13 protein-coding genes are annotated in these 13,882 nt (G+C 72.7%); 12 read left to right on the plus strand and 1 reads right to left on the minus strand.

Annotation, left to right across the window (positions count from 1 at the left end; all coding sequences use genetic code 11):
* Position 1: 1 nt before the first annotated feature.
* The 6 genes from ABD268_RS13570 to ABD268_RS13595 all read left to right on the plus strand — a co-directional run bounded on the left by ABD268_RS13570 (position 2) and on the right by ABD268_RS13595 (position 7,087).
* Entirely contained in the window at positions 2–994 is a 993-nt protein-coding gene (locus ABD268_RS13570) for an ABC transporter ATP-binding protein (protein WP_344152954.1), read from the plus strand.
* A 56-nt stretch (positions 995–1,050) separates the two neighbouring features.
* Positions 1,051–2,097, plus strand: a complete 1,047-nt coding sequence (locus ABD268_RS13575; RefSeq protein ID WP_344152957.1) for a phosphatase PAP2 family protein — start codon at positions 1,051–1,053, stop codon at positions 2,095–2,097.
* Between the two features lie 49 nt (positions 2,098–2,146).
* Positions 2,147–2,656, plus strand: a complete 510-nt coding sequence (locus tag ABD268_RS13580) for a GNAT family N-acetyltransferase (protein WP_344152959.1) — start codon at positions 2,147–2,149, stop codon at positions 2,654–2,656.
* Positions 2,657–2,981: 325 nt separating this feature from the next.
* Positions 2,982–4,334: a C40 family peptidase gene (locus ABD268_RS13585; RefSeq protein ID WP_344152961.1), complete on the plus strand. Its 1,353-nt coding sequence runs from the start codon at positions 2,982–2,984 to the stop codon at positions 4,332–4,334.
* A gap of 67 nt (positions 4,335–4,401) precedes the next feature.
* Positions 4,402–6,396: an acyl-CoA dehydrogenase family protein gene (locus ABD268_RS13590; protein WP_344152964.1), complete on the plus strand. Its 1,995-nt coding sequence runs from the start codon at positions 4,402–4,404 to the stop codon at positions 6,394–6,396.
* A 25-nt stretch (positions 6,397–6,421) separates the two neighbouring features.
* Entirely contained in the window at positions 6,422–7,087 is a 666-nt protein-coding gene (locus ABD268_RS13595) for a class I SAM-dependent methyltransferase (protein ID WP_344152967.1), read from the plus strand.
* Positions 7,088–7,154: 67 nt separating this feature from the next.
* On the opposite strand, the gene ABD268_RS13600 is transcribed toward ABD268_RS13595, so the two are convergent.
* A complete protein-coding gene (locus tag ABD268_RS13600) occupies positions 7,155–7,673 on the minus strand; it encodes an inorganic diphosphatase (protein WP_425573723.1) in 519 nt (172 codons plus the stop codon).
* A gap of 98 nt (positions 7,674–7,771) precedes the next feature.
* Between ABD268_RS13600 and dacB the strand changes: the two genes are divergently transcribed.
* The 6 genes from dacB to hpt all read left to right on the plus strand — a co-directional run bounded on the left by dacB (position 7,772) and on the right by hpt (position 13,763).
* Positions 7,772–9,223, plus strand: coding sequence for a D-alanyl-D-alanine carboxypeptidase/D-alanyl-D-alanine endopeptidase (gene dacB, locus ABD268_RS13605; protein WP_344152970.1), 1,452 nt, complete (start codon positions 7,772–7,774; stop codon positions 9,221–9,223).
* 40 nt (positions 9,224–9,263) lie between these two features.
* Entirely contained in the window at positions 9,264–10,301 is a 1,038-nt protein-coding gene (locus ABD268_RS13610) for a zinc-dependent metalloprotease (RefSeq protein WP_344152972.1), read from the plus strand.
* A 16-nt stretch (positions 10,302–10,317) separates the two neighbouring features.
* Positions 10,318–11,310, plus strand: coding sequence for a tRNA lysidine(34) synthetase TilS (gene tilS / locus ABD268_RS13615; protein WP_344152975.1), 993 nt, complete (start codon positions 10,318–10,320; stop codon positions 11,308–11,310).
* A gap of 38 nt (positions 11,311–11,348) precedes the next feature.
* Positions 11,349–12,308: a hypothetical protein gene (locus ABD268_RS13620; protein ID WP_344152978.1), complete on the plus strand. Its 960-nt coding sequence runs from the start codon at positions 11,349–11,351 to the stop codon at positions 12,306–12,308.
* 84 nt (positions 12,309–12,392) lie between these two features.
* Entirely contained in the window at positions 12,393–13,151 is a 759-nt protein-coding gene (locus tag ABD268_RS13625) for an Ig-like domain repeat protein (RefSeq protein WP_344152981.1), read from the plus strand.
* Between the two features lie 60 nt (positions 13,152–13,211).
* The gene (gene hpt, locus ABD268_RS13630) at positions 13,212–13,763 is read left to right on the plus strand and encodes a hypoxanthine phosphoribosyltransferase (protein WP_344152984.1); all 552 of its coding nucleotides are present in this window, start codon (positions 13,212–13,214) and stop codon (positions 13,761–13,763) included.
* The last annotated feature ends 119 nt before the right edge of the window (positions 13,764–13,882 follow it).

Raw genomic sequence — 13,882 nt, forward strand, 5'->3', positions numbered from 1 at the left:
GATGTTGGAGCTGGAGAACGTCACGGTGCGGTACGACGGTGTCCCCGCCGTCGTCGAGGTGTCCCTGGACCTCCCCGACGGCGAGGTGCTGGCGGTGCTGGGGCCGTCCGGCTGCGGCAAGTCCACGTTGCTGCGCGCGGTGGCCGGTCTCGAGACGCCGAGCGACGGGGCGATCCGCTGGGACGGCCGCGACCTCGCCGGGGTGCCGACGCACAAGCGCGGGTTCGCGCTGATGTTCCAGGACGGTCAGCTCTTCAACCACCTCACGGTGGCCCGCAACGTGGGCTACGCGCTGCGGATCCGGCGTACCCGCTCCTCCCGGGTCGCGGAGCGGGTCGCGGAACTGCTGGCGCTGGTCGGCCTGGAGGGGTACGCCGAGCGACTGCCCGCGACCCTGTCCGGTGGCGAGCGGCAGCGGGTCGCCCTGGCCCGCTCGCTCGCGGTCGACCCGCGCCTGATCCTGCTCGACGAACCGCTCTCGGCCCTCGACGCCGGACTCCGGGAGCGGCTGGCCGGGGACCTGCGGGAGATCCTGCGCTCGGCCGGCACGACGGCGCTGATGGTGACCCACGACCACGAGGAGGCCTTCACGGTCGCGGACCGGCTGGCGGTGATGCGCGGCGGCCGCGTGGTGCAGGCCGGGGGGATCTCCGAGGTGTGGCGTGCCCCGGCCGACCCGGAGACCGCGCTGTTCCTCGGGTACGCCCGGGTCCTGCGGGGCGAGGCGGCGCGCGTGCTGCTCGCGGCGGCGGGGCTGCCGGTCGCGCCGGCGGTCGCCGTACGCCGCTCGGCGCTGGTCGCGGCGCCGGACGGGCCGCTGACCGGCCGGGTGGTCTCCGGCCGCGCCACACCGGAGCAGGTGCGGCTGGTCGTGGAGGTCCCCGGCGTGGGCCAGGTGGACGCGGTGTCCCCGCTGGGACTGCACCCGGGGCCGGGCGAGCAGGTGAGCCTGACGGTGGAGGCCGCCAAGCTCGCGACCCTCCCGGGTGCCTGAGCCGCCCGCTGAGCCCGTCGCCGGGGGCACCACCGGCGATCCCTAGACTGGCGGGCGTGTATCGCCGCGCCTACGCCCTGCTCATCGGCATCGCCGCCGTCATGGGCGCGCTGGCGATCCTCGCGGCTGCGCTGCTGGACAAGAGCCTGGCCGACCCCGACGGCTTCCTCGGCCCGTCGTGGGCCCGGCTGCCGCTGCTGGTCGGTGGCGCGTTCCTGGCCGACCTGCTGCCCCGGACGCTGTGGAAGTCGCGGATGCACCCGCGCGAGATGCCCGGGGTCTTCCTGGCCCGGGTGCGCACCCACTGGACCCGCGAGCGGGTGACCCTGGTCGTGACCGGGGTGGTGTGCTTCTACATCACCTACGTCAGCTACCGGAACCTGAAGTCCTTCCTGCCGTTCGTGATGGGCGAGACGAAGTACGACCGCGAGCTGCACCTGGTCGACCGGGCCCTGCTGTTCGGGCACGACCCCGCGATCACGCTGCACGACATGCTCGGCACCGGCTTCTCCGCGCACCTGCTGTCCTACATCTACCTGTGGTTCCTGCCGCTGGTGCCGCTGGCGCTGACGGCCTGGCTGGTCTGGTCGCGCAACATCACCTACGGCTACTGGTTCGCGACCTCCCAGTGCATCGCGTGGTCGCTGGGGACGCTGTCCTACTACGCGCTGCCCACGCTGGGGCCCGGCTTCCAGTACCCCTGGCTCTACGAGGGCCTCCCCGACACCCCGGCCTCGTCGCTGATGGGGTCACTGTTCTACAGCCGCGACAACGTCCTCCACTCCGGCATCGAGGGCGCCGTGCAGTCGGTGGCCGGCTTCGCGAGCCTGCACTGCGCGATCACGCTGCTGGTCGCGCTGATGGTGCAGTTCACGCTGCGCTCGAAGGTGCTCAAGTGGGTCTTCTGGGTGAACTTCGTGGTCACCCTCTTCGCCACCATCTACTTCGGCTGGCACTACATCTCCGACGACGTCGCCGGGATCATGATCGCGCTGATCTCGTTCTACGTCGGTGGCGTCGCGAGCGGGCAGAAGTTCGACAAGCACGGCCTGTCCTCGCACCCGACCGCGACCACCTCCGCGGTCCCCGTCGAGCAGGACTGAAGACCCCCTCGCCGACCCGTCGCTCGTGATGGAAGAAGTAGAGGCAGACATGAGCGACACTTCGGTCCCCGGGGACACGCTGCGGGTCACGACGTGCGACACCGTCGAGGCGCTCGCAGCGGCCAGCGGCCTGTTCAACCAGTACAGGCACCACTACGGCGCACCGCCGGACGCGGACGAGCGCACCCTCGGCTGGCTCACCGACATGGTTCAGTCGAACATGCTCACGGTCTACACGGCATCCGTGGGCTCGCCGGCGGACGCACCCGCGATCGGCCTGGCGACCGGGCACGCGGTCCCTGCATCTTTGGTCATGGGACGGTTCTGGCAGCTGCGTGACCTTTACGTGCTCCCCGGGTCCCGTCGCCAAGGAGCGGCAGCCGCTCTGGTCAGCGCAGTCCGCGAGGCGGCACTCGCCGCAGGCGCAACACGACTGTCCCTCGTGACGGAACCGGGCAACCAAGCCGCGCTCGGCCTCTATCGGAGACTTGGATTCAGGCCTGTCGAAGGTCTGGCATCGCTCAGCCTCGACCTCGCTCCGCGAGAGATCAGGGAGTAGGGCGTCATCGCACAGGACGTTCCCGCACAAGGCTTCCGCGATCTGACCGACTACGTCGGCCGGGTAGCTGCTTGAGGCTGGCGCTTCAGACCCCGACACACCCTGGGTCGGGATGAGCCTTGTTGCCGCGCTCTGGCGGCGACCCGTCGCTTGTGCGCGCTGAATTACATCCTTGTAGTTCGTCAAGGCGACACGCCGGTTGCTGAAGAGAAAATTGAGGGAAATGTTTCTTTTGTGACAGAAGAGCACTAGCGTGCTCCGAGTGCCTCGGGTGAAGGGGAAGTCACCCGAGGTCCCTTGATCGAAGTCACGAGAGGTCCGAGACGTGCGTGCACTGGGAATCGCGAGCGCGATCGCTCTCACGATGGTGGTCGGCAGCACCGTGGCCGGCGTGGCCGTCGCCGACGACGACACCATGCCGTCGCGCCGCGACGTCCACGAGGCGCGGGTGGCGGTGCGGGACAAGGCCGCGGACGTCGAGTCCGTGCGGGCCCAGCTGGTCCTCGCCAACCAGCGCCTGCAGTCCTCGGCGCAGGCCGCAGCCCAGGCCGCCGAGGCGTACAACGGCGCCCGCTGGGAGCTGACGCGGGCCCGGGCGGCCGCACGCGACGCCCGGCAGCGCTCCGAGATCGCCGGCGCCGACGTCGAGCGCCAGCGCCTTGTGTACGGCGACGCCGTGGTCAGCTCCTACGAGATGGCCCCCGGGCTGACCGCGCTCTCCGCGATCGCGGAGTCCGACGGCATCCAGACCGTCATCGAGCGCGCGACCACGGTCCGCAACGCCGAGGACGCCCTCGACCACCACTACGACGAGTTCCGGGCCGCAGCCACCCTCGCCGACGTGGCGACCCGCCAGGCGCAGGAGACGAGCGCCGCCGCCACCGCCGCCGCCGACAAGGCGCGGGCGGCCCGCGACGCCGCCCGGGCCGCGGCCGACTCGGCTGCCGCCCAGTCGCAGTCGATCGCCGACGAGAAGTCCCGGCTGATCGCGCAGCTCGCGGAGCTGCAGCACGTGAGCGTGCAGCTCGCCGAACGCCGCCAGGCGGCGCTCGAGGCGAAGGCGGCCGCCGCAGCGGCGGCCGCAGCCCAGCACCAGCAGGAGCTCCTCGAGCAGCAGCAGGCCCAGCAGCAGGCCCAGCAAGAGGCCCAGCAGCAACAGCAGCAGCAAGAGGCCGCGTCCAACGGCGGGTCGAACGGCGGGTCGAGCGGCGGGTCCAACGGCGGCTCCGGCGGTGGGTCGCACGACAATCCGTCCACCCCCGCCCCCAGCACCCCGCCCCCGCCGCCGGCCCCGCCGGCACCGCCGGCTCCCGCGTCCGGCGCCCCGGCGGCGATCGCCTTCGCCCGGGCCCAGCTCGGCGAGCCCTACCGGTGGGGCGCCGCGGGCCCGGACGCGTGGGACTGCTCCGGACTCACGATGGGCGCGTGGGGTGCGGGCGGGCGCTCGCTGCCGCACTACTCGGTGGCGCAGTACGAGCAGTCGACGCCGATCTCGGCCTCGAGCCTCCAGCCCGGTGACCTGCTCTTCTGGGGCTCCTCGAGCGCCCCCTCGTCGATCTTCCACGTGGCGCTCTACATCGGCGGCGGCCAGATGATCCACGCCCCCCGGACGGGGCAGCCGGTGCAGGTCGCGTCGATGTACTACTGGACCCCGCCGAACTTCTTCGCCCGGCCCTGACCGCGCGCCGTCAACGCGGCTCCAGACCACCTGTGTAGACGGCGTACCCGTGGGTACGTTGTCGCTCATGGCCACCGACACCGCACCCCCGGCAGCGCCTGACGGGGCCGACGCATCCCGCTACGTGCAGCCCGCGATCGACGTGGCCGAGCTGGCCGCCCTCCTCGACGGGAAGTACGCCGAGATTCGTGGGCTGGTCCGCACGAACCTCGCCGAGTACTCCTCCATCCTGGAGGAGGCCGAGACGATGACCCGCGACGAGTTCCGCGAGCGGGTCAAGGAGGTCGTCGTCGAGATGGCCTCGACCGGCCAGACCGGCATGGGCTTCCCCGAGGAGTACGGCGGCGGTGGCGACATCGGCGCGTCGGTCGCGGCCTTCGAGACGCTGGCGTACGGCGACCTCTCGGTGCTGGTCAAGGTCGGCGTCCAGTTCGGGCTCTTCGGGGGCGCGATCCTCCAGCTCGGCACCGAGGAGCACCACAAGGCGTACCTCCCCGACCTCATCACCGGCAGGCTGATGGGCTGCTTCGCGATGACCGAGACCGGGCACGGCTCCAACGTGCAGGCACTCGGCACGGTGGCGACGTACGACGTGGCCACCCAGGAGTTCGTCATCACCACCCGGGGCGAGCAGGCCCGCAAGGACTACATCGGCAACGCGGCGAAGCACGCCGAGGTCGCCGTGGTCTTCGCCCAGCTCGAGGTGGGCGGCACCTCCGAGGGCGTGCACGCGTTCGTGGTGCCCATCCGCGAGGACGGGCGGCCGTGCGCCGGCGTCCGGATCGAGGACGACGGCGCCAAGATGGGGCTCAACGGCGTCGACAACGGCCGGCTCTGGTTCGACGGCGTCCGGGTGCCGCGGACGGCGCTGCTCAACCGGTTCGCCGACGTCACCGCGGCGGGGGTGTACGAGAGCGAGATCGAGAACCCCAACCGGCGCTTCTTCACCATGCTCGGCACCCTGGTCCAGGGCCGTGTCTGCGTCGGCGGCGCGGGGATCAACGCCGCCAAGGTCGCGCTGACCATCGCGGTGAAGTACGCCCTGCAGCGACGGCAGTTCGAGGCGAGCTCGGAGGACGAGGAGGAGCTGCTCCTCGACTACGGCATGCACCAGCGCCGGCTGTTCCCGCTGCTGGCCCGGACCTATGCGCTGCACTTCGCCCAGGAGGTCGTGGCCTCCCAGCTGCACGACGTCTTCTCCGGCCCCCCGTCGGCGGAGAGCGATGACGACCAGGCCCGCCGGGAGCTCGAGTCGCGGGCTGCGGGCACCAAGGCGCTCGGCACCTGGCACGCCACCCGCACCATCCAGGAGTGCCGCGAGGCCTGCGGTGGAGCCGGCTACCTCGCGGTCAACCGGTTCGCCGCACTGAAGGCCGACACCGACGTGTTCACCACCTTCGAGGGCGACAACCACGTGCTGCTCCAGCTGGTCGCCAAGGGGCTGCTGACCGACTACGCCAGCGAGTTCGAGGACATGGACCAGTTCGGCATGGTCCGCTTCGTCGCCGGCATGGCGGTGGAGACCGTGATCGAGAAGACCAACGTCCACAAGCTGCTGGAGCGGATCAAGGACGTCCTCCCCGGTGGCGACCAGTGGGACCAGGAGGCCGGGCTGCTGGACCCGGACTACCAGCTGGCCATGCTGCGTTTCCGGGAGGAGCACATGCTGGCCGGGGTGGCCCGGCGGCTCAAGCGCGGCATCGACCAGGACATGAACCCGGGCGTGGTGTTCTCCCGCGTCCAGGACCACGTGATCGCCGCGGCCGACGCCCACGTCGAGCGCCTGGTGCTCGAGGCCTTCGTGGCGAAGGCGCGTGCGCTCCCCGAGGGCGACCTGAAGGTCGCGGTCAACCTGCTGTGCGACCTGCACGCGCTGACCACGATCGAGGCGGACCGGGCCTGGTTCATGGAGCACGGCCGGCTCACCGTGGTGCGGTCGAAGGCGATCAGCCGCGAGATCAACAGCCTGTGCCGCAAGATCCGTCCGCTGGCCGGGGACCTCGTCGACGCGTTCGACGTACCCGTCGAGATGCTGCGCTCGCCCGACCTCGTCCGCGGCTGATGCGCCGGCACGAGGATCCCGGAGCATGAGGATCCCCGGCCTCGGCTCCTGGAGCGAGGACCCGCTCTGGGGGGCGTTCTACGACTGGACCGTCGAGCACCCGCTCCCCGGTGGAGTGCTCTGGCGCGCCGGCATCGGCAGCGACCTGGGGCTGCTCCACGGCGCGGCCGCCGAGATCGGGCGCCAGCCGGCGGGCGCCCGCATCCTCGACGTCCCGTGCGGCGGCGGTGTCGCGCTGCGCGGGCTGCGAAGGGGCCAGGGCGTGGAGTACGTCGCCGCCGACATCTCCCCGACGATGCTGGACCGCACGCTCGCGAACGCCCGGAGGCGCGGGGTGGCCGACCAGGTCCACACCCGGCTGGCGGACGTGGAGGCGCTGCCCTTCGAGGACGGCTCCTTCGACCTGGTGGTCTCGTTCACCGGGCTGCACTGCTTCCCCGACCCGGCACGGGCGATCGACGAGATCGTGCGGGTGCTCCGGCCCGGCGGGGTCGTCACCGGCAGTGCGCTGCTGGAGGACACCGGGCTGCGCTACGCGCCCGTCCGTGCCGCCGGCAGGCTGGCCGGGCTCCTCGGCCCGGGGTGCACCGGTGAGCAGGTGGTGGACCGGCTGACCGCCCGGGGGGTCGCCGCGGTGAGCCTGGAGACCAGCGGGGCGATGGGCTACTTCAGGGGCGTGAACCGGGGCTGAGGACGCGGGCCCCGAAATGACAGGACGCCGCCCCGAGGGGCGGCGTACCTGGCAGGACGTGCGTGCCTCAGTGGGCGACGGCCGCCTTCTGCGCGCGCTCGAAGGATGCCTGGACCTCGGCCTCGGCCTCGGTGCGGCCGACCCACTCGGCGCCCTCGACTGACTTGCCGGGCTCGAGGTCCTTGTAGACCTCGAAGAAGTGCTGGATCTCGAGGCGGTCGAACTTCGAGACGTGGTTGATGTCGCGCAGGTGCTCGAGGCGCGGGTCGTGGGTGGGGACGCAGAGCACCTTGTCGTCGCCGCCGGCCTCGTCGGTCATCCGGAACATGCCGATCGCGCGGCACTTGATCAGGCAGCCGGGGAACGTCGGGGCCTGGAGGATGACGAGCGCGTCGAGCGGGTCGCCGTCCTGGCCGAGGGTGTTCTCGATGTAGCCGTAGTCCTCGGGGTACGCGGTCGAGGTGAAGAGCATGCGGTCGAGGCGGATGCGGCCAGTCTCGTGGTCGACCTCGTACTTGTTGCGCGAACCCTTGGGGATCTCCACGAGTACGTCGAACTCCAGCACGTCTTCCTCCGCGATCGTCATCGGCCGCCCGGGCCGGTTGTCGGTGTGGGCCCCTCGAACGGGCCGGGTGACAGTCTCGCGCACAATGTGCGCAAACGCGCACTCGGAGAGGGGGAACGGTGGCTGGACGTGACACACGCCACGCTCGGCGGACGGGCGACCGCTTCCTCCGGTGGTTCCCGATCGTGCTGGTCCTCGTGCTGCTGGCCGCCGCGGCCGCGTCGTACCGCTTCGAGCTCGGCCCACGCTGGTTCGGGCTGGAGCGGGCCGACCCGGTCGCGAACCCGGCCGCCGTGGCGCCGCCCGAGGGGCTGACCCTGCCCGAGCCGGACGCGCCGTCGCCGGTCGCCGCCACGACCGACGCGACGTCGCCGCTGGACGCGGCCAAGGTACGCCGGGCCCTGGCCGGCGCGCTGGGCGACCCGGACCTCGGACCGCACGTGCTGGCCACCGTCGCGCAGCTGGACGACGCGTCGCCGGTCTTCACCCGGGGCGCGGGCGTGGCCATGCCGGCGTCCACGATGAAGCTGCTCACCACCACCGCCGCGCTCGCGACGATGGGCCCGGACCACACCTTCTCCACGCGGGTCGTCGACGGCGGCGGCAACCGGGTCGTGCTGGTCGGCGGGGGCGACCCCTACCTCGCCAGCCGGCCCGCCGGCGGCACGGCGTACCCCCACAGGGCGGACGTGGTCACACTGGCCCGCGCCACCGCCCGCGCGCTGCGCGCCGAGGGCACCCGCCGGGTGCACCTGGCGTACGACGCCTCGCTCTTCACCGGTCCGCGGGTCGACCCGCACTGGCCGGACGACTACGTGCCCGACGGCGTGGTCGCGCCCATCAGCGCCCTCTGGGTCGACGAGGGTCGGCCGCCGACCGGGCTCGGCCGGGTGGCAGACCCCCCGGCGGCCGCCGCGGCCGCCTTCGCCGCAGCGCTGGGCCGGTCCGGGGTCAAGGTCGTCGGCGACCCGCGACCCGGCCGGGCGGACGCCGAGGCGGCGCCGCTGGCGAGCGTGGAGAGCGCACCGCTGTCCGAGATCGTCGAGGAGGTCCTCACGGTCAGCGACAACGAGGGCGCCGAGGTGCTCGCCCACCACGTCGGCCTCGCCACGGGCGGGAGGGGCAGCTTCGCGGACGGCGCGCGGGGGGTCACCCGGGCCCTCGACGCGCTCGGGGTGCCGCTGCGCGGCGCCGAGGTGCACGACGGCAGCGGCCTGTCCCGCGAGGACCGGCTCGCGCCGGGGACGCTGGCCGCGGTCCTGTCGCTCGCCGCGTCCGAGGACCACCCGGAGCTGCGGGCGGTCGTCAGCGGGCTGCCGGTCGCCGGCTTCTCCGGCTCGCTGGAGACCCGGTTCGAGGACGCGGCGCCGCAGGGGCGCGGCCGGGTGCGGGCCAAGACCGGGACGCTCACCGGCGTGAGCGCGCTGGCGGGCGTGGCCACGGACCTGGACGGGAACCCGATGGTCTTCGTGCTGATGGCCGACCGGGTCGCCCTCGAGGACACCCTGGACGCCCGGGAGGCGCTGGACGCGCTCGCCGCGGGCCTCGGCGCCTGCCACTGCGGCCGCTGAGCACCCGGCGGGGGTTTCCCGACGCGGGTACGGTCGGTCCATGACGAACAACCCGGCCCCGGCCATGGTCGACTGGGACCTCGCGGTCTCGTTCGGCTCCCGCGTCGCCGGCGAGGGCCCGACCGTGTCCCGCGAGGAGGCCGTCGCCGCGGTCGCCGAGCTGCGCGCCGGGGCGGACCGCTCGACCGGACTGGTCCGCGAGTTCACCGGCCTGGTCGCCGAGGATCGGACCGCGCCCGTCGTGGTCGTCGACCGGCCGGGCTGGATCCAGGCCAACGCCGACAGCTTCGCCACCATCCTCGGCCCCGTCATCGAGCAGCTCGCCGCCAAGAAGCGGCCGCCCACCGGTCTCGCGCTGACCGTCGGGTCGAAGGTCACCGGCGCCGAGGTGGGCGGCCTGCTGGGCTTCCTGGCCGGCAAGGTGCTGGGCCAGTTCGACCCGTTCTTCGGCGCCAACGGGCGGCTGCTCCTGGTCGCCCCCAACATCGTGCACGTCGAGCGTGAGCTCGGCGCCCTGCCCCGGGACTTCCGGCTCTGGGTGTGCCTGCACGAGGAGACCCACCGGGTGCAGTTCACCGCCGTGCCCTGGATGCGGGACCACCTCTTCGGCGAGATGCAGCGCATCGCCGAGACCATCGAGCCGCAGCGGCTGCTCGACGACGGGTTCAAGCGAGTGACCGAGGCGCTCAAGGGCGGGGGCGGCAGCCTCATCGACGCGATCGGCACCCCCGAGCAGAAGGAGATCGTCGACCGGGTCACCGGGGTCATGTCGCTGCTCGAGGGGCACGCCGACGTCGTGATGGACGGCGTGGGGCCCACGGTGATCCCCAGCGTCGCCGAGATCCGCCGCAGCTTCGACCAGCGCCGCAAGGGGGTCGGCACGCTGGACCGGATCCTGCGCAGGCTGCTCGGCCTCGACGCGAAGATGGCGCAGTACCGCAACGGCGCGGCGTTCGTCCGCGGCGTCGTCGGCAAGGTGGGCATGCACGAGTTCAACGCCGTCTGGGACCGCCCCGAGAACCTCCCCTCGAAGGCGGAGATCACGGACCCGGCGGCCTGGGTGTCCCGGGTCCTGTGACCCGGCCGCCGCGGCGATGAGCCTGCACCCGGCGGTCGCGGCCGTCCGGCTCGGCGTACGCCGTCACCTCGCCGACGTCGAGCCCGGCAGCACCGTGGTGGTGGCCTGCTCCGGCGGCGCCGACTCGCTGGCCCTGCTGGCCGCGACCGTGTTCGAGGGGGAGAAGGCCGGCTGGCAGGTCGTGGGCGCCACCGTCGACCACGGCCTGCAGCCCGGCTCGGCCGAGCACGCCGCGCACGTCGTGGCCCAGATGGCCACGCTCGGCGCGGGCGAGACGCTCAGCGCGAGGGTGCAGGTCGACGGCGGCGGACTCGGGCCGGAGGCCGCGGCCCGGCGGGCGCGGTACGCCGTGCTCGAGCAGGTCGCGGAGCACGTCGGCGCGGCCGTGATCCTCCTCGGACACACCCGCGACGACCAGGCGGAGACGGTGCTGCTGGGCCTCACCCGGGGCTCCGGCGGCCGCTCCATCGCCGGCATGCGCCGCGCCTTCGACCGCTACCGCAGGCCGCTGCTCGACGTCTCCCGCGACGACACCGTGACGGCCTGCCAGGTGCAGGGGATCGAGTTCTGGGAGGACCCGCACAACCACGACCGGGGGTTCACCCGGGTCCGGGTCCGCCGGACCGTGCTGCCGCTGCTCGAGCAGGAGCTGGGGCCCGGCGTCGCGACGACCCTGGCCCGCACGGCCGACCAGCTGCGCGACGACATGGACTTCCTCGACGACCTCGCGGAGGCGGACTGGGTGGAGCTGCGGGGCGCGGACGGCTCGCTGCCCGTCGACCCGCTGGTCGGCCGGCCCGGCCCGGTCCGCCGCCGGGTCCTGCGCCTGGCCGCGCTCGCCGCCGGGGCGCCCTCGGCCGAGCTGTTCCACGACCACGTCCTGGCCATGGACTCGCTGCTGACGGACTGGCACGGCCAGAAGTGGATCGACCTGCCCGGGCACCTGCGCTGTGCCCGGCGCGCGGGCCGGCTGCTTCTTCTCCGACACCCGGAGGCCGAGTCGCGGTAGGTTGCCTGGTTGTGCCGTCACCGAGGATCGGGGGGTTCATGAGGCTCGTGCCCGGGGGTCTGCTCGCGGTCGTGGTGGCGACCGTCGCGTCGCTGGCGATCGGCGCCCCGCCCGCCGTGGCGGCAACCGCCGTCGCCACGACACCACCGACCGTCACCGGGGTCGTCGCGGTGGGGCAGACGGCGCACGCGGAGCCCGGCACCTGGGACGCCGAGGGGCTGGACTTCACCTACGCCTGGCTCCTCGACGGAACGCGGGTCGACGGCGCCACGGGGCCGGACTACGTGCCGGCGGCGACCGACCAGGGCCACGCGTTGAGCGTGCACGTCGTGGCGGTGGAGGGCGGCGCGCCGGCCGGGGAGGCCACCTCGGACTCCGTCACCGTGCTCGGGGAGGCACCCGTCGCGACGGTCCCGCCGGAGATCACCGGTGGCCGGTATCCCGGGGACACGGTGCAGGTCTCCGACGGAACGTGGAGCCGGTCCGACCTCGCGTTCACCTACCAGTGGCTGCGCGGCGGGGAGCCGATCATCGGCGCGGAGTCATCGTCGTACACACTCACGGGCGAGGACTGGTGCCAGGAGCTCACCGTCGTCGTGACGGCGACCGAGGCTGGGTACGCCGACGGCACCGCCACGTCCGCCACCTACCGCACCTCGTGCGTGATCATCGAGACCTGGATCCCGACGGGGCTCCGGCTGCGGCTGGTGCACGAGGTGGTGACCCCGCGCGAGCACCCGGTGCTCAAGGTCCGGGTCGAGACGCCCGGGAACCAGGTCGTGAAGTCGGGGACCGTCACGGTCCGGGTGACGCCCGATCGGATCCGACGCACCGTCCGGCTGCGGCCGGCCGACCGCGGCCGGCTGACGATCCGGCTGCCGAGGCTGGACCCGGGCCGTCATCGGGTGCGTGTGCGCTTCGACGCGCCACCGTCCTCGCCGTTCATGGACTGCACCAACGCGACCATGCTGCGCGTCCGGCGGCATCACCACCGCTGAGGCCGTCCGGATCCGGGAAAACGCCACGGCGACGAGATCTCGCCGTCATGCTCAGGGGGCTCATCTCGTGACCCCGGAGGAACCATGACCCGCACCCGCCCGTTCGCCGCCGCGCTGCTGCTCGCGCTGGCCACCTCCGGCCTCGTGGCGACGGGCACCTCGCCCACCGTCGCGAACCCGGCGTACGACGTGTCCGGGACCGCCCCGCGAGCCGCGGCGCGGCCGCCGCTCATCCAGGGCGTGGTCGTGGACCAGCTGGGCCACGCCGTCGACGACGTCGACGTGCGGGCCATCGACAGCAACGGGGACCCGGCCGCCTCGGCGCTCACCTATGCCAGCAGCCGCGTCGACGGCCCCCAGCACGGTTACTTCTACCTCGAGGTCGGCGCGGTCGGCAGCTACACCCTGCGGCTGAAGAAGCCGGGGTACGTCAGCGCCACCGTCGAGTCGGTGCAGGTCAGCCGGCCGAGGCAGCGGCTCGCTCTCGGCGAGCTGGTCCTGACGAAGGTCCTGGGCACCAAGACCTCCGCCTCGCTGGCCGACGGCCGGATCACCGCCGACCAGTGGGGCAAGGTGCGGGTCACCGTGACTGGAGGTGGCACCAGCCGTCCGGCCGGCACGGTGGAGGTCCGCGACGGGCGCAAGGTCGTCGGGACCGGCCGGCTCCGGCCGTCCGACGGCGGCAAGGTCGTGGTGACCCTGAAGCGGCTGGCCGCCGGCAGCCACGGCCTCGAGGCGCGCTTCCTGGGGTCGAAGACCCTCAAGGCCTCGTCCGCCCGCAAGGTCACCCTGACCGTGACGAAGCCGCGGCGGCACCAGCGCGTCACGGCCGGCGCCCGGTGACGGCCGCCGCAGGACGCCCGCCCGCGCGCCGCCGCCCCACCTGCCTCTAGGCTCTGCCCCATGGACGCGTCCCACGTCGAGAACGACCTCGTGAACGTGCTGTTCACCGAGAAGCAGATCCAGGACCGGCTCGGCGAGCTCGCCCGGGAGATCGAGGCCGACTACGAGGGCAAGGAGCTGCTCATCGTGGGCATCCTCCGGGGTGCCGTCATGGTCATGGCCGACCTCGCCCGCAGCTTCAGCCGACACGTCGAGATGGACTGGATGGCGATCTCGTCGTACGGGTCCGGCACCAAGTCCAGCGGTGTCGTCCGGATCCTCAAGGACCTCGACACCGACATCTCGGGGCGGCACGTGGTCATCGTCGACGAGATCATCGACACCGGCCTGACTCTGTCCTGGCTCACCTCGAACCTCAGCTCCCGCAACCCCGCCAGCGTCGAGATCTGCACCCTGCTGCGCAAGCCCGAGGCGCTGCAGATGCCGGTCGACGTGAAGTACGTCGGCTGGGACATCCCCAACGAGTTCGTGGTCGGCTACGGCCTCGACTACCGGGAGAAGTACCGCAACCTGCGCGACATCGGCACGCTCGCACCGCACGTCTACTCCTGATCTGTTCCCGCCGGCGGGCACTTGCCTGCGAGAATGAGCGTTGTCGACGTTGTGTACCGTCGTCAGTTCAGTTGATCGTCCGCGCATGAGTCCGCGCGGGCGGCATGGTCGTGTCGAGA

The sequence above is a fragment of the Nocardioides koreensis genome, assembly GCF_039531775.1.
GTDB classification, from domain to species: Bacteria; Actinomycetota; Actinomycetes; order Propionibacteriales; family Nocardioidaceae; genus Nocardioides; species Nocardioides koreensis.